The 14,326-nt window shown below is 62.3% G+C and carries 16 protein-coding genes; 9 read left to right on the top strand and 7 right to left on the bottom strand.

All coding sequences use genetic code 11. The features are described 5' to 3' along the window. Positions 1-132: 132 nt before the first annotated feature. Both ACQ4WS_RS18630 and ACQ4WS_RS18625 read left to right on the top strand, forming a co-directional pair. The gene (locus tag ACQ4WS_RS18630) at positions 133-492 is read left to right on the top strand and encodes a KGG domain-containing protein (RefSeq protein WP_436478563.1); all 360 of its coding nucleotides are present in this window, start codon (positions 133-135) and stop codon (positions 490-492) included. 197 nt (positions 493-689) lie between these two features. After that, a complete protein-coding gene (locus tag ACQ4WS_RS18625; RefSeq protein ID WP_436478562.1) occupies positions 690-953 on the top strand; it encodes a hypothetical protein in 264 nt (87 codons plus the stop codon). A gap of 100 nt (positions 954-1,053) precedes the next feature. Here the strand turns inward: ACQ4WS_RS18625 and ACQ4WS_RS18620 are convergent, their stop codons facing one another. Beyond that, the gene (locus tag ACQ4WS_RS18620; RefSeq protein WP_436478561.1) at positions 1,054-1,551 is read right to left on the bottom strand and encodes a pyridoxamine 5'-phosphate oxidase family protein; all 498 of its coding nucleotides are present in this window, start codon (positions 1,549-1,551) and stop codon (positions 1,054-1,056) included. A gap of 278 nt (positions 1,552-1,829) precedes the next feature. Here ACQ4WS_RS18620 and ACQ4WS_RS18615 point away from each other — a divergent pair, with 278 nt between their 5' ends. The 5 genes from ACQ4WS_RS18615 to ACQ4WS_RS18595 are packed head-to-tail and all read left to right on the top strand — an operon-like array spanning position 1,830 to position 6,306. Next, positions 1,830-2,483: a PepSY-associated TM helix domain-containing protein gene (locus ACQ4WS_RS18615; protein WP_436478560.1), complete on the top strand. Its 654-nt coding sequence runs from the start codon at positions 1,830-1,832 to the stop codon at positions 2,481-2,483. A gap of 32 nt (positions 2,484-2,515) precedes the next feature. Beyond that, positions 2,516-3,031, top strand: a complete 516-nt coding sequence (locus ACQ4WS_RS18610) for a DUF2271 domain-containing protein (RefSeq protein WP_034783417.1) — start codon at positions 2,516-2,518, stop codon at positions 3,029-3,031. A gap of 12 nt (positions 3,032-3,043) precedes the next feature. Beyond that, positions 3,044-3,868 (top strand): DUF4198 domain-containing protein, encoded by an 825-nt coding sequence (locus ACQ4WS_RS18605; RefSeq protein WP_436478559.1) that lies wholly within the window; start codon positions 3,044-3,046, stop codon positions 3,866-3,868. 26 nt (positions 3,869-3,894) lie between these two features. Further along, the gene (locus ACQ4WS_RS18600; protein ID WP_436478558.1) at positions 3,895-4,929 is read left to right on the top strand and encodes an FAD:protein FMN transferase; all 1,035 of its coding nucleotides are present in this window, start codon (positions 3,895-3,897) and stop codon (positions 4,927-4,929) included. A gap of 12 nt (positions 4,930-4,941) precedes the next feature. Then, complete coding sequence (locus ACQ4WS_RS18595) at positions 4,942-6,306, top strand: sulfite reductase subunit alpha (protein WP_436478557.1); 1,365 nt, start codon at positions 4,942-4,944, stop codon at positions 6,304-6,306. A 15-nt stretch (positions 6,307-6,321) separates the two neighbouring features. Here the strand turns inward: ACQ4WS_RS18595 and ACQ4WS_RS18590 are convergent, their stop codons facing one another. The 6 genes from ACQ4WS_RS18590 to ACQ4WS_RS18565 form a co-directional block, all read right to left on the bottom strand. Next, complete coding sequence (locus ACQ4WS_RS18590) at positions 6,322-7,551, bottom strand: DUF2325 domain-containing protein (RefSeq protein ID WP_436478556.1); 1,230 nt, start codon at positions 7,549-7,551, stop codon at positions 6,322-6,324. Between the two features lie 38 nt (positions 7,552-7,589). After that, positions 7,590-7,916 (bottom strand): hypothetical protein, encoded by a 327-nt coding sequence (locus tag ACQ4WS_RS18585; RefSeq protein ID WP_436478555.1) that lies wholly within the window; start codon positions 7,914-7,916, stop codon positions 7,590-7,592. 85 nt (positions 7,917-8,001) lie between these two features. Beyond that, a complete protein-coding gene (gene hemP, locus ACQ4WS_RS18580; protein ID WP_436478554.1) occupies positions 8,002-8,199 on the bottom strand; it encodes a hemin uptake protein HemP in 198 nt (65 codons plus the stop codon). Between the two features lie 249 nt (positions 8,200-8,448). Continuing rightward, on the bottom strand, positions 8,449-9,255 hold the full coding sequence (locus tag ACQ4WS_RS18575; protein ID WP_436478595.1) for a Crp/Fnr family transcriptional regulator: 807 nt from the start codon (positions 9,253-9,255) through the stop codon (positions 8,449-8,451). Positions 9,256-9,595: 340 nt separating this feature from the next. Continuing rightward, positions 9,596-10,240: a response regulator gene (locus tag ACQ4WS_RS18570; RefSeq protein WP_034783426.1), complete on the bottom strand. Its 645-nt coding sequence runs from the start codon at positions 10,238-10,240 to the stop codon at positions 9,596-9,598. A gap of 154 nt (positions 10,241-10,394) precedes the next feature. After that, positions 10,395-10,862 carry a universal stress protein gene (locus ACQ4WS_RS18565; RefSeq protein WP_436478553.1) on the bottom strand — a complete coding sequence of 156 codons (468 nt, stop codon included), beginning with the start codon at positions 10,860-10,862 and terminating at the stop codon, positions 10,395-10,397. Between the two features lie 478 nt (positions 10,863-11,340). Here ACQ4WS_RS18565 and ACQ4WS_RS18560 point away from each other — a divergent pair, with 478 nt between their 5' ends. Next, on the top strand, positions 11,341-12,207 hold the full coding sequence (locus tag ACQ4WS_RS18560) for a protein phosphatase CheZ (RefSeq protein WP_436478552.1): 867 nt from the start codon (positions 11,341-11,343) through the stop codon (positions 12,205-12,207). Continuing rightward, the gene (locus ACQ4WS_RS18555) at positions 12,207-14,090 is read left to right on the top strand and encodes a chemotaxis protein CheA (protein WP_436478551.1); all 1,884 of its coding nucleotides are present in this window, start codon (positions 12,207-12,209) and stop codon (positions 14,088-14,090) included. Before ACQ4WS_RS18560 ends, ACQ4WS_RS18555 begins: the two co-directional genes overlap by 1 nt. Positions 14,091-14,326 lie beyond the last annotated feature (236 nt).

The raw sequence follows: 14,326 nt of genomic DNA, 5'->3' as shown, positions 1-14,326 counted from the left end.
ACATGCGCTCTTGCCATCCTCCTATTTCTTGTGCCCTATATGCGCACTAAGATGAGGGTTCCCTTGCCATGCGAGGGGGAAGAATTGCATGGTTTGCACTGTTTTCCGATTCCATCGATCAAGGAGATCATCATGGCCACATCGCGCGACAATAAACAGCAAGGTAGTAAGACCAGTAGCAGCAGCGGCGGTAACAAGCAAAGCGATACCAGCAAACGGGGCTTCGCTTCCATGGACCCCGCCCAGCAGCGCGAAATCGCCAGCGAAGGCGGACGTGCCGCGCATGAAAAGGGCACGGCGCATGAATTCACATCGGAAGAGGCACGCCGCGCAGGCAGCCAAAGCCACAAGAACGATGCCAACCGGCAAAGCGCCGCCGGCTCCGGTGGTGCGCGCGAGAATGCCAACATGCATCAGGAAGGCAGCCGCGACAGTGGCAACAAGCAAAGCGGCACTTCGGGATCGAGCTCCGGGTCGCGCAACAAGCATTAGCAAGTAGTAATGAGTAGTCGCACTGATCATGGCCAGCGGCAGGCACGCCGCTGGTCATGGCAGCATCTGTCCGGTTGCCGCAAAATTTTGATGCAATGCAGCAGGCATGGACTATGATGAATGAGCTGCGTCGCCAATGTGCAATCAGCTGGCAGTCACCTCGCAGTCACCTCGCATGGATGATCAGGGAGAAGATAATGGGCAACTCGAATACGCCGCAACCGGGCAATAGCCAGGGCGGCACGTCAACCACGGCGGGCAGCAAGCAAAGCACGGCTGACTCAGCCGAAAACTTTGTGCTGGTCGATAGCGGGCAAGGCCTCGATATCGGCGACGATCTGTTTTCCATCGGCGAAGTGCGGCGCGCCGACCGCTTGCCCCATCATCAGTCCACTTCCGGCGGGCAGAGCCGGCAGAGTGCCGATGATGCGCCAGACACCACGGGCAGCACCGGCGTCTGAGCTTCCCTTCTTCACCGTCTGACAATTCCCACAGGGCCAGCCGCCAGGCGTGTTCGCGCACGCCGGCTGGCCTTTTCTGCCGGCGCGCAGGTATGCTCGGCTACAGGTCGACCCGTCCATGTTCGCCCAGGTCCTTCGGCGGCTCGCCAGTGATGGCGGCCTTGGCCATTTCATAGAATTGCATCATTTTGCTGGCGCTGCTATCCCAGTATTCGGCCGACTGGATCGTCACCTTGATCAGCGACAGCTTCGGATCGTCGAGTCCGCCCGGGAACCAGGCTTTTATCAGCGGGTTCCACAATTCCTCGGCCTTGGCGCGGTCCTTCAGCAGCTGCGCGTGGCCGCAGACGGATACATACAGGCTGTCGCCCGTGTCGACAAAGCTGACATTGACTTGTGGATTGTTCAGCAAGTCGCGCGTGTAGGCGGCCTCGTCCGAGACAAAGAACCAGATATGCCCTTCGCTGTCGACCTGCTGCTGCGTTAACGGCCGGCTGGTGAGGGTGCGCATGTCGTCGCTGGTGGTCAGCATGCCGAATTTGACGTCCTTGATCCTGGCCGCGATGCTGGCCAGTTGTTCGCTGGAATACGCTTGCATGGTTGCTCCTGGTTGATTGTCTTGAACAACAGCATAGGCGGACTTGACAGACGGCTCTGTACGGCAGCTTACGTAGCGGTGCATGCTGCGGGCGGCGCTGTGCATGTTTCAACGCTGTTACAAAACGCTGGCCTGGAGAGCCGCCCCATGTATTGACTTAATAAATGATAATCATTATCATTTGTTTGAAAATATACGCATGAACTTTGATTGAAGGATGGGAATGAAGCACACTGACTTGTCGCGCCACCTGGCTCGCTCCTTGCCGGGAGCGCTTGATGGGTAATGCGGGCGCCGCAGACAAGGCCAAGAACAACGCCAGCCGCGCCGTCTGGCTGAAGAACTTGCATCAATGGCACTGGATCAGCTCGGCGCTTTGCCTGCTGGGCATGTTTCTGTTCGCCATCACCGGCATTACCCTGAACCACGCCGGCCAGATCGAAGCCAAGCCGGCTATCACGCGCCAGAAGGCGCAATTGCCGGCCCCCCTCGTCACGCAACTGGCTGCGTATGCCGCCAAGCACGATGGCGCCAATGCGCCCATGCCGGCCGCCGCCGAAGCCTGGCTCAGGCAGCAATGGTCGCTCAACGCGGGCGGTCGTCCCGCCGAATGGTCGATCGACGAAGTGTATCTGCCGCTGCCCAAGGCGGGCGGCGACGCCTGGGTGCGCATCGGCCTGGAAGACGGGGCCGCCGAATATGAATTGACGGACCGGGGCTGGGTATCCTGGCTCAACGATGTCCACAAGGGCCGTAACACTGGCGTGGCCTGGAGCTGGTTCATCGATATTTTTGCCGGCGCCTGCATCGTGTTTTGCCTGACGGGGCTATTGATTTTGAAGTTCCACGCGGCCAACCGGCCATTTACCTGGCCGATGGTTGGTCTCGGTATCTTGATACCTTGCGCGATCGCCTTGCTGTTTATTCACTGATCGTTTTATTTTTTCCTTTTTACAGGCACACCATGAAATTACGCTACTCCCTGGCGCTTGGCCTTCCCCTGATCGGTACGTCGGCGATGGCAGCCGACCTGGCCCTCAAGATTGAAATCCCGCAACTGAACGTGGCGGAATACCACCGTCCCTACGTGGCGGCGTGGCTGGAAACGGCCGATCAAAAGGTCGTCGGCAACCTGACGGTGCTGTATGACGTGAAAAAGAAGGACAAGGCAGGCGAGAAGTGGCTGAAGGATATGCGTCAATGGTGGCGCAAGAGCGGCCGCGACCTGGCCATGCCCGTTGATGGCGTCAGCGGCGCTACGCGTGCGCCTGGCGAACACACGCTGACTTTCCCCGGTGCCAAGGCCTTGCTCGACAAGCTGCCAGCTGGGGAATACCAGGTGGTGGTGGAGGCGGCACGCGAAGCGGGCGGACGCGAACTGGTGCGCGTGCCGTTCCAGTGGCCGCTGAAATCGGCCCAGTCCGTGCCTGCCAAAGGCAAGGAAGAACTCGGCAATGTCGTCGTCCAACTCAAACCTTAAGGCGCCTCTACCATGTTGAAGCAACTCAATAAACCGCTGATCGCCCTGGCCCTGGCCGGCCTGGCCATGAATGCCCACGCCCACCGGGGCTGGATGGTGCCTTCGAGCACGATGGTGGAAAGCAAGGACGCCTGGGTGACGGTGGACGCCGCCATCTCTGACGGCCTGTTCGAGATCGATCACCAGCCGCTGCGCCTGGACGCGCTGCAAGTCATCGCTCCCGATGGCGCGAAAGTGACGCCGGCGAACACCGTCACGGGCCGTTTGCGCAGCGTCTTCGATGTGAAAATGGAAAAGCCGGGCACGTACAAGGCGGCCATCGTGTCGCAAAACGTCATGGCCAGCTACAAGGTCAACGGCGAGCAGAAGCGTTTCCGCGGCAACGAGGAAACCTTCAAGAAGGATGTGCCGGCCGATGCGCAAGAGCTGAAAATCACGCGCACGGCAGCGCGTCTGGAAACCTTCTTCAGCAATGGCGAAACCAGCACGGAAGTGTTCAAACCGACGGGCGTGGGCCTGGAATTCGTGCCGGTGACGCACCCGAACGACTTGCGCGCGGGCGAGAAAGCCACCTGGCGCTTCCTGCTTGATGGCAAGCCGGCGGCGAACCAGGCCTTCAGCCTGGTGCCAGGTGGCGTGCGCTACCGTGGCGTGCTGGGTGAAATCCGCCAGAGCACGGATGCCAAGGGCGAGATCACGTTCACGGTGCCGGCGGCCGGCATGTATTACCTGAGCAGCACCTGGCCGGCGGCCGCACCGGCCGTGGCCGGCCAGCCGCCAGCCATGCCCGAGCGCCGCATGACGTATGCGGCTACCGTGGAAGTGTTGCCGCAGTAAGCGGCGGCATCGTCACGAGAGCACCGATGCGCCGGGTCCTGCTGCCGCAACATATGTCCGATCAGGTCGCGCCGCCCGGCGCCGCGATCCGGGATTTGCGCGGCCTGACGATGGGCACCAGCTGGTCGGTGCGTCTGCTGGAGTCCGCCATGCCGGGACGCGCCGGCAGCGTCGACTTGCAGCAGGGCTTGCAGCAGCAGCTGGATCTGGTCGTGGCGCAAATGAGCCACTGGAGCGAAGAGTCCGACCTGGGCCGCTTCAACCGGGCCGAGCCCGGCAGCTGGCACAGCCTGCCTGCCGCGTTTTGCGAGGTGCTGGGCTTTGCCATGCACGTATCGCAGGCGTCCGGTGGCGCGTACGATCCGTGCGCGGGGGCGCTCGTCAACCTGTGGGGCTTCGGCCCCCGCAAGCGTTATGATGAGCCGGGCTTCCTGCCGCCGAAAGACGCTAGCGTGGCACTGCTGCTGGCGCAGCGCCAGCGCCTGGAACTGGACTTGCCGGCCCGCCGCGCGCGCCAGCCTGGCGGCTTGCAGCTCGATCTGTCCGCGATCGCCAAGGGTTATGGCGTGGACCGCCTGGCCCGCTACCTGGACAGCCAGGGTATTCATCATTATCTGGTGGAAGTGGGGGGCGAGCTGCGCGGCGCCGGCAGCAAGCCCGACGGCCAGCCGTGGTGGGTCATGCTGGAGCAGGTCGATGGCGCTGCCGATCGTGCCGATAATGCATGGCATCCGGCAGAAATGTTGCTGGCGCTGCATGGCTTGTCCGTGGCGACCTCGGGCGACTACCGGCGTTTCTTCCAGGACGGCACAGTGCGGTTCTCACACACCATTGATCCGCGCAGTGGCATGCCGATCGCCAATCAACTCGCTTCCGTCACCGTCGTGCACGCGCAATGCATGGCGGCCGATGCCTGGTCGACGGCCCTGACGGTGCTGGGGCCAGAAGCTGGCATGGCGCTGGCCGAAGAGCAGGGCCTGGCCGCACGCTTCCTGCAGCGCGATGGCGATGGCTACCATGAAACGCTGAGTAGCCACATGCTGGCCATGCTCGACGAATGAACGATTGATTCCATGATTTTTACGCACGATACGACGCGGCTGGCCTTGCTGGCTGCCCTGTCCCTCAGTTACGCGGGCGTGTGCTTGGCGCCCTGGCTGCGCGCGCGCGCCAAGCGCCGCGCGTCCGACGCCGCCAAGGCGGCGCTGGCCAACAGTGCCGCCTGGCTGGTGGCGTATGCGAGCCAGACGGGCAATGCCGAGGAACTGGCCACGCAAACGGCGCGCAGCCTGCAACTGGCCGGCATTCCCGTGCGCCTGTGCGCGCTGGCCGAAGTCACGGCCATTGATCTGCAACAAGCCGAACGGGCCTTGTTTTTAGTCAGCACGTATGGCGAAGGCGATGCGCCCGACAATGCTGCCGCCTTCATGGGCAGGCTGATGACGGGCGAACTGGCGCTGCCGCAATTGCATTATGGCGTGCTGGCCCTGGGCGACCGCAGCTATGGCCAGTTTTGCGGCTTTGGCCGTGCGCTCGATGCCTGGCTGGCGTCGCAGGGCGCGTCGCGCCTGTTCGAACGCATCGAGGTCGACCGCAGCGCCAGCGCCGCCATCGAGCAATGGTTCCAGCACCTGAGCCACCTGGCTGGCACCAGCGACGCGCCGGACTGGAGCGCGCCCGCTTTTGGCGACTGGCGTTTGACGCAGCGGCGCCACCTCAATCCTGGCAGCGCCGGCGGCGCCATCTATCATGTGGAGCTGGCGCCCGTGGCGGGCAGCTTGCCTGACTGGCAGTCGGGCGACCTGGTGCAGGTGACCGCGCCCGCCGATCCATCGCAGCCGCGCGAATATTCGATCGCCTCGATCCCGCGCGACGGCGGCGTGCACTTGCTGGTGCGCCAGCATGCGCATCCCGATGGCAGCCTGGGCCTGGCCTCGGGCTGGCTCACGGCGCAGGCCAAGGTCGGCGACGTGGTGCAGCTGCGCTTGCGCCAGCACCGGCGTTTCCGCCTGGAAGACAATGCCGAGCGGCCCCTGATACTGATCGGCAACGGCAGCGGCATCGCCGGCTTGCGCGGGCATTTGAAAAGCCGCGTACTGGCGGGGCAGCGGCGCAACTGGCTGATCTTTGGCGAGCGCAACGCGGTTCACGATTTCCATTATCGCGATGAAATTGAAGGCTGGCATGCCAGCGGCGACTTGCCGCGCCTGGACCTGGCGTTTTCGCGCGACCAGGCCGAGCGGATGTACGTGCAGGACCGCCTGCGCGGCAACGCCGACGAAGTCAAGCTGTGGCTGAAGCAGGGCGCGGCCATCTATATTTGCGGTAGCCTGGCGGGCATGGCGGGCGGCGTCGACCAGGCCCTGCAAGAGATGCTGGGCCGGCCCGCGCTCGATACGCTGGCGGCCGAAGGGCGCTACCGGCGCGACGTGTATTAATACAGAAGGGGATGCTTACGGCTGGATCGCGGCCAGCGGCGTCGCTTCCATTTCGCCACTCACTTCCTGCAAGCCGCGTGCCAGGCTGGAAATGCTGGGGTTGTCGATGAAGACGCAGCGCTTGCCCGTGCGCTTGCAATAATCTTTGACGCGCCAGTAGGCGCTGTGGCTGATGCAGCCCGTCTGGCAAATCACCAGGTCGGCCGCTGCCAGGCTCGAATCGAGCAGGTTGGCATTGTCTTCCAGCCCGCCGTCGTGGTGGGCAAATTGCGCGCCGACCCGCTCGATCAGGGCGCGGTAGGTGGCGACATTGCCGCTGCGTCCGCCCACGCACAAGACGCTTTGATCGACGAGGCGGATCGGCATTTTCAGCTTGCCGCCGGTCGGTACTTCCAGCTTCGGCGCCGGTGGCGGCGCGACAGCGGCCTGACGTGGCTGGGCTTGCTTCAATTCCGCGATATGCTGGCGCAATTCCTTTTCGCGCTCATCCATTTGCGCCAGGCGCTCGACCAGGCGCGTGCGCGATTCCAGCGCCGGGATGGCGGCCTGCAATTGCGCCAGTTCCGCGCGCAGCTCCTCTATGACGCTATCCTTGCTGATGGAATCAAAACGCGTGCGCAGCAGCACGGCCTCCTGGCGCTCCAGTTCGCCCGTTTTTTCCATCAGTGCGGCCTGGCTGCGCTGTTGCAGCTTGGCCAGTTCGTGTGCCAGGCGCGCATTTTCTTCCTGCAAGGCCGTAAATTTGCCCATGTCGGCGCGCACGCAGGCGCCGGCCTGGTGCTGGATCATGTGCAAGTCGCGGCACATCTGCTCTTCCAGTTCGGCGTCGCAGCGCGGGTGCGTCAGGCCGGCCCAGAAGGCGCCCGACACGTCGCCGTTGGCGACGGCCGTGCGCCACAGTTGCGCTACCTGCTCGGTGGTCTTGGCGCCGCGAAAGCGCAGGATCACGGGGGCGTAGCGGCGTTCGAGTTCCTTTTGCAGCGCTTCGGACAGGCGGTTGCGCGCGCCGCATTCCGTCACGGCGCCCACGTGCACTTCGTAGTCGTCGGCCAGCACCCGCCCGCCCGTCATCTTGCCCACCAGCTTGCGCAGGTAGCCCAATGGCAAGCCCACGCCGACCAGCGGGCAATGGCAGGTATGCGACAGTTCCCACAGCCGGCGGCGGCGCGAAGCGAGCGCGGCCGTTTCGGCCCCGTCGCTGGAACAATTGCTGATGACGGGCAGGGACTGGTCTTTGTCACACATGGCGATATCCTGTTGGGCGGTGGGGTATTGAAAAGAAATTATTGCGGCAGGGGCGAGGCAGGGCGCTTGGCGCTCAGCATGCGTGCCAGGCGCTCAAACAAGGTACTCCTGGGCGGTGCGGGCCGGTGCAGCGCCACCAGGGCGGCCCATTGCTGCGACAGTTGCTGGCAGGTCGCTTGCAACACGGGGCCCAGGCCGGGCGAACTCGATAGCACTTGCAGATGGCGTTCGATGACGCCCGCCAGTTTCTCGCAGGGACTGCCCGCATGGTAGTGCGACATCAGGTGCAGCACGGCCGACAGCAGCAGTTCAGGCTGTTGGCCTTGCGGGGAAGGAAACATCGGGGAAGGTCGGTCGTTCGCCATCAAACACTCCTGTGCGGTGGTTTGGCTGGCTGCGCGCACGGAGCGCGACTGGCTGGCGAGTGTGGTGACTGGCTGCCGTGCTGCGTCAGGCAGTCAGGATCAGCTTGTTCAATTGGGTGACGCGCAGGCGATAGATCTTGCCGCTGTGCTCAATCTCCACTTCGCGCCCCTGCTGCAGCAAGGCTTCGCTGGTGATGCGGCGCGCCGGCTGGGTCATGCTGACGGGAGGACGGACGTGGGCCGTAGCGGCATCCTGGATCAAGGCTGGTTTTGAGCTTTGCATGTTGGGCTTTCTTTATCTCAGTTGAGAATGATTCGTATTTGCATTATTGTTGAATGTGGCCCGAAAAGCAAGGCTTATTTGTGCGCAATCCGCGCTTTTTTACGCTGGCATGGCAGCGTCGAGGATGCAGCGGCGCAAAGGTGGCCGCAGCGCGGCGTAGCAGGGGGACGGCAGCAAAAAAGACCCGGCAAGGCGTCGTGCGCCTTGCCGGGTCAAGCCTGTGCCAAGCGAGAGTAAATCGGCAGGAAACTAGATGGTGGCCAGCAATTGCGCCGAGGCGCTGGCGGCAGCCGTGCTGTCGGCCTTGAGTTTGGCGGCGGCCAGTTGCTTGGCGCGCGAGCGCGACGGCGGCAGGCGGCGCAGGGTTTTCAGGGCGTCCGGATCCTTGATGCCGATGGTGCGCTGGTCGACCGTGATCAGGCCAATTTCATTGAAGGCGGACAAGGTGCGGCTCACCGTTTCCAGGGTCAGGCCCAGGTAGCTGCCGATTTCATGGCGCGTCATGCGCAGGTTGAACAGCTTGCTCGAGTAGCCCATCTGCGCGAAGCGGTCCGCCAGCGAGACGAGGAAGCGCGCCACGCGGGCTTCGGCGCTGAGGGCGCCCAGCATGCCGATCATGGCTTGTTCGCGCACCAGTTCACGGCTCATCACGCCATACATGACGTTTTCCAGTTCCAAGTGGACTCTGCCCAGCGCCGTGAGTTTCTTGAACGGCAGCAGGATCAGGTCGCAGTCGGACAGGGCCACCGCTTCCGAGGAGTAATGGCGCGAGTGGATGCCGTCGACGCCCAGCATGTCGCCCTTCATGGGAAAGCTGAGCACCTGCTCATTGCCGAATTCATCGATGAGCACGGTTTTCAGGAAGCCCGAATTGACGATGTACAGGGTGTCGAAGGGCTGGCCGATGGTGTGCACGCGCTGGCCCGTCTTGAATTGCACGTGCTGGAACAGCAGCTCGTCGGCGGCGATGGTGCAGGCGCTGGAGATATGCAGCAGGTCGCACACCTCCTTCAGGTTCGACCAGAGCCGGCCCTGGCGCTGGCGCCCCGCTTCCATCGGAGAGGAGGGGGCCAGCGATGGAGCGGCAGCGCGGGTGTCGGGCGTTTGCGTGGACAGCATGTTCATCTCCTGGTGACAGGTAGTTCAGAGTTGAATGACGGGAGGCGCGGGACGGCGGGCGGGCAAGGGTCGGCGGCGCGCGTCCAGGCAGGTAATGCTCAATTCGCTAAAGACTTGCTGCGTGATGAAATAACTTTCCAGCAACTTGATGGCTGGTTTCAGTATGCCAACAAGCGCATGCAATTAATATCAGCAGTGGCTGAATATGGCAGTAGGAGCCGCGGTAGATGAAGTAGGATTGTTCCTACAGCTGACGCGCGGGCGCGCGTCGCCGGACTCACGTCTTGAAGGGGGATAGCAGGCGGTGCGCCACGGCGTACTGAACCATTTCCGACAGCGAACTCATGCCCATTTTTTGCATGATGCGCGTCTTGTGCGTACTCACCGTCTTCACGCTCAGGTGCAGATTGTTGGCAATTTCCGTGATCGACTTGCCTGCCACCAGCAGGGAAAAGACTTCGAATTCGCGGTCCGACAACTGTTTATGCAGCAAGCTTTCATTCGGCATCATGATGTTGAGCACGAGTTGCTCCGCCACTTCGGCGCTGATGTACGGACGTCCCGACGCCACCTTGTGGATGGCGCCCACGAGCTGGGTGCCCGCGCTTTCCTTGGTCAGATAGCCTTGCGCGCCGGCGCGGATGGCGCGCACCGCATATTGCTCTTCCTCGTGCATGGTGAGGATCAGGATGGACAGCTTGGGCGCCTCGCTGCGGATTTGCCGGATCAGGTCGACGCCGCTGCGGCCCGGCATCGACAGGTCGAGCAGCAGCAGGTCGAAGCCGCCCTGGCGCACGTGGTTGAGTACTTCAAAGCCGTCGATGGCCTCACCCACGATGTCGATATCCGGCGCGCCGTCAAGGATGCGCTTTAATCCTTCACGCATGATGGTGTGGTCGTCGGCAATCACAATACGTATCATAGGCGGGCAATCTGGTGGCGTGTAATCTGCGGTGTCCGTCACCGGACAATCAAATGTTAAGAAACGAGAAATGTTGTCATTTTAACCGAAGCTGCCGCATTGTGCCTTTTTCTTGATGCGCCGGCAATGGCCGCCCGCGTGGCCATGTGGCGCCTTATTTTGCTGGCGGTTCCTTGATCAGCCTATGCACGAGAACGGGCAATTTCGAGTGCGACAGCACTTTATTGGTGACGCTGCCCAGCAGCAACTGGCCCCAACCGCTGCGGCCATGCGAGCCCATAAAGATCAGGTCGCATTGCTGCAATTGCGCTACTTCCACGATTTTCAGGGCCGGGCTGTCGGAAAAGGCCGTCAATCCCGTCGCCTGCAGGCCACGCTTGGCGGCCGCGTCGAGGATGGGTTGCCAATGCTCGGCGCCCGTCTTGCGCATGGCGATGCGGTATTCCTCTTCGCTGGGATAACTTGGTGGAATGATTTCGATGTACACCGGGTACTGGTACTCGGGTGCCACGTACACGGCAAGGATGTCGGCGTGCATCTGTTCAGCAAAGGCGACGCCGGCACAGGCCGTCAAGTTGGAGACGGTGGAGCCGTCCGTGGCGATCAGAATTTTCTTATACATGGCAGGTCCTTTGGCAGTGACTCAGCGCGCACAACGCCTCTTATTGTAGACGTGGCGGCAGCATGGTATTCATGTTAAGACTTGATAATTGTCAATACTATTGCACCTTCAGTATAGATAACATTGGCAGAAAGATCGTGTTTTAGCTGCAACGATGTCCCAGCGATATCCATATGGGGCTGTTGCGCAGCCGCCCGGAAGCAGGATTTCTTGTGCGGCGCGTGGTCTTGCACGCACGCCAATGGTAGTATTTCAAAATACAACAGCAGGAACACTTATTTCCTGGCGGAAAAGCTCTTGTAGGCCCGCTTTGCACCAGGAAGCGCGTTTTGAGATTTACCAACAGGGCGGCGCCCTGCTACACTCGCACCATCGCAGCGGTATTGCCTCAAATCATCTTAATCGAGAAATTGTGGGTATCAGTCTGTAAAGCGCACAGTTCAGGCGGAATTTTGACAAATTATGGAGAAGCAGGGATATGACCAACGCCGCTGATGATTTCGATGCATTATTCGATGAAGTATCCGCGCAAAGCGCGGCCGCAGCCACGCCGGCGCCTGCCGCGGCGCCCGCTCCCGCCGTGATCGCGGATGATGATTTTGACGCGCTGTTCGACTCCGTGTCGGCCAGCGCCGCCGTGCCGGCAGTCGCCGCGGCGCCGGTCGCTGCCGCGCCAGCCGCACCGGAAGCGGCCCCCGTGGCCAGTGCCGGCGCGTCTGGCGAAGCGGCCGATCCGGTCGACCAGTCCGACAAGCCGATGTTCGAGCGTCTGGGCGGCATCGTGCGCCTGCTGCACGATTCGCTGCGCGAACTGGGCTACGACAAGGCGTTGACGGAAGCGTCGTCGCAGATTGTCGATGCCCAGGACCGCCTGGAGTATGTCGCCACCTTGACGGAACAGGCCGCCAACAAGGTCTTGAATACGCTCGACGAAGGCATGCCAGCGCAAGATGTGCTGTCGAAGAAAGCCAAGGACATGGACAGCCGCTGGACGGCGCTGTTCGATGGCAAGCTGAGCCTGGAAGAATTCAAGGCCCTGGCCGGCGACTCGCGCCAGTTCGCGCAAGCCGTTGCCGAGGCAACGGAAGCGGAAAAAGCGCGCTTGCTGGAAATCATGATGGCCCAGGACTTCCAGGACATCACGGGCCAGCTGATCAAAAAAGTGGTCAACATCACCAAGACGGTGGAGCACGAGCTGGCTCAGCTGCTGCGCGACAATGCGCCGGCTGAAGTGCGCGAAAAACTGGCGCAAAAGCCGGTGCCGCTGATGCAGGGCCCGTCCGTGCCGTCGGTGGCGCTGGACCAGGATAATGTAGACGACCTTCTTGCGGATTTGGGATTCTAATGGACGATATGCTCAAGGATTTCGTCGTTGAGGCGATGGATCTTGCGGTTAATGTTGAAGAGCACTTATTGCGCCTCGAGCGTGATCCTGACAACAAGGAAACACTGAATGCCGTGTTTCGTTCCTTCCACACCATCAAGGGTGGGGCCGGCTTCATGGGTCTGCCCGCACTGGTGGCGGCCTGCCATCTGACGGAAAACCTGTTCGACGCCTTGCGCACGGGCGCCGCGCCGGTGACGCCGATCGCCATCGAGGCAGCGCTGCAAGCGTCCGGTTTCGTGGCCGACCAGCTGACGGAACTGGCGAATGGCGCCGCGCCGGAAAGCTTGCCGGCCATGCCGGAAGAGCTGGAACATATCCTGACGAACGCCATCGAAGGCAAGGGCATGGATGCGCCTGCGCCGGCCGCCGCCGTGGTGGCGGAAGTCGCCGTGGTCGTTGCTGAGGTCGCCGCAGTTGTGGTGGCCGCGCCTGCCGCCGCCGTTGCCACTGCCAGCGCCGACGGCCTGGACTGGGAAGGCATGTATAACACCGTCGTGCCCGAGGCTAGCCGGCTCGCTGCCGCACCAGTGTCCGCCGTCGCTGCTGCTCCTGCCGCCGTGGTCGCGGCGCCGGCTGCTGCCGCCAAGCCGGCCGGCAAGGCATGGGATGGCGTGGACCGCCGTGAAGAGCGGCCGGAAGTGCGCCATGCCGCGCCCGTCAAGGAAGATAGCATCCGTGTCGACGCCGTCAAGCTCGACGCGCTGCTGGAAGTGGCCGGCGAATCCGTGCAGGCTGCCAACCAGGCTGCCGTGCTGCTCGAGCGCTTGCTGCAATTCAAATTCGAAGGCCAGGCCGCCACCTTGATGGCGACCCTGGCGGAAACCCTGGAACGCGCTTCGCGCTACTCGACGGAACTGCAGCGGGCCACCCTGGCCACGCGCATGCAGCCTGTCGGCCGTCTGTTCCAGAAATTCCCGCGCCTGGTGCGCGAGCTGGCGAAAGACCTGGGCAAGGATGTCGAGCTGACCATCGAAGGCGCGGAGACGGAAGTCGACCGCGTGGTGGTCGACAGCCTGTACGATCCGCTCGTGCACATGCTGCGCAACTCGCTCGACCATGGTGTCGAATCGCCGGAAGCGCGTCTGGCTGCCGGCAAGCCCGCCAAATCGTATATTTCGCTGAAAGCCTGGCAGGAAGCGAACAGTGTCATGATCGTGCTGCAGGATGATGGCAAGGGCATGGATCCGGCCTTCCTGCGCAGCAAGGCCCAGCAAAAGGGCTTGATCAGCGAAAACGCGCAGTTGAGCAACGACGAATGCTTCCAGCTGGTGTTCCTGCCGGGTTTCTCGACCAAGGAAGTCGCGTCCAGCGTTTCCGGGCGCGGCGTGGGCATGGACGTGGTGAAAACGGCCGTGGAGAAAAACCGCGGCGCCATCCACATCGAATCCATGCTGGGCAAGGGCACGAAATTTGCCATCCGCCTGCCGATCGAACTGTCGATCGTGCCGACCATGCTGGTGTCGACCTCGGGCGCCGCGCTGGCGCTGCCGATGGCGGTGGTGCAGCGCGTCGTCGAATTGCCGGAAACCTTCATGGAAGTGGGCGGTGCGCCCGTGCTGAAAGACCAGGGTCGTCCATTGCCCGTGCGCTCGCTGGCCGGCGCCCTGGGCTACGAATCGTGCAGCGAGCGCGTCGGCATTGTGGTCGCTGCGCCACAGCCGTACATTCTCGCCGTGGAAGCCGTCGATGGCACGGCCGACCTGGTGATCAAGCCGATGACGGCCATCACCGTGGAAGGCATTACCGGTACCGCTCGCTCGGCCGAAGGCGAGCTGGTGCTAGTCGTGGGCCTATCTTTCCTGATGGATGGTTGCAGGGGAAGTGTGCGCATGGCTGCCTAACGACACAGGCCAGTTCACACCCAGCCCGCTGCAGACCTCTGCAGCGGGCTTTTTTTTCGGTTTTTTTCGATTTTTATTCGCCCCGCCGGCATTTTGGCGGATTTTCGTATCAGCAATTTTTTCGCCATATCGGCAAAGCGCGCCAAATTTTGTATCGCCCATCCCACGCTGGGGCGGCTTTTGGTTCTGCATTGCACAAAATATGGCATAATCATTGCCGATCCCTTCGATCAGTA

Source organism: Janthinobacterium leeuwenhoeki (assembly GCF_051380795.1).
Taxonomy (GTDB): Bacteria; Pseudomonadota; Gammaproteobacteria; order Burkholderiales; family Burkholderiaceae_D; genus Janthinobacterium.
This window is presented reverse-complemented; position numbering and strand designations above follow the sequence as displayed.

Excerpts from the sequence above, each read along its gene's own strand:
- ACQ4WS_RS18630 (WP_436478563.1), top strand. The coding sequence starts at position 133 with ATGGCCACATCGCGCGACAATAAACAGCAAGGTAGTAAGACCAGTAGC.
- ACQ4WS_RS18625 (WP_436478562.1), top strand. The coding sequence starts at position 690 with ATGGGCAACTCGAATACGCCGCAACCGGGCAATAGCCAGGGCGGCACG.
- ACQ4WS_RS18620 (WP_436478561.1), bottom strand. The coding sequence starts at position 1,551 with ATGCAAGCGTATTCCAGCGAACAACTGGCCAGCATCGCGGCCAGGATC.
- ACQ4WS_RS18615 (WP_436478560.1), top strand. The coding sequence starts at position 1,830 with ATGGGTAATGCGGGCGCCGCAGACAAGGCCAAGAACAACGCCAGCCGC.
- ACQ4WS_RS18610 (WP_034783417.1), top strand. The coding sequence starts at position 2,516 with ATGAAATTACGCTACTCCCTGGCGCTTGGCCTTCCCCTGATCGGTACG.
- ACQ4WS_RS18605 (WP_436478559.1), top strand. The coding sequence starts at position 3,044 with ATGTTGAAGCAACTCAATAAACCGCTGATCGCCCTGGCCCTGGCCGGC.
- ACQ4WS_RS18600 (WP_436478558.1), top strand. The coding sequence starts at position 3,895 with ATGCGCCGGGTCCTGCTGCCGCAACATATGTCCGATCAGGTCGCGCCG.
- ACQ4WS_RS18595 (WP_436478557.1), top strand. The coding sequence starts at position 4,942 with ATGATTTTTACGCACGATACGACGCGGCTGGCCTTGCTGGCTGCCCTG.
- ACQ4WS_RS18590 (WP_436478556.1), bottom strand. The coding sequence starts at position 7,551 with ATGTGTGACAAAGACCAGTCCCTGCCCGTCATCAGCAATTGTTCCAGC.
- ACQ4WS_RS18585 (WP_436478555.1), bottom strand. The coding sequence starts at position 7,916 with ATGGCGAACGACCGACCTTCCCCGATGTTTCCTTCCCCGCAAGGCCAA.
- hemP (WP_436478554.1), bottom strand. The coding sequence starts at position 8,199 with ATGCAAAGCTCAAAACCAGCCTTGATCCAGGATGCCGCTACGGCCCAC.
- ACQ4WS_RS18575 (WP_436478595.1), bottom strand. The coding sequence starts at position 9,255 with ATGGAAGCGGGGCGCCAGCGCCAGGGCCGGCTCTGGTCGAACCTGAAG.
- ACQ4WS_RS18570 (WP_034783426.1), bottom strand. The coding sequence starts at position 10,240 with ATGATACGTATTGTGATTGCCGACGACCACACCATCATGCGTGAAGGA.
- ACQ4WS_RS18565 (WP_436478553.1), bottom strand. The coding sequence starts at position 10,862 with ATGTATAAGAAAATTCTGATCGCCACGGACGGCTCCACCGTCTCCAAC.
- ACQ4WS_RS18560 (WP_436478552.1), top strand. The coding sequence starts at position 11,341 with ATGACCAACGCCGCTGATGATTTCGATGCATTATTCGATGAAGTATCC.
- ACQ4WS_RS18555 (WP_436478551.1), top strand. The coding sequence starts at position 12,207 with ATGGACGATATGCTCAAGGATTTCGTCGTTGAGGCGATGGATCTTGCG.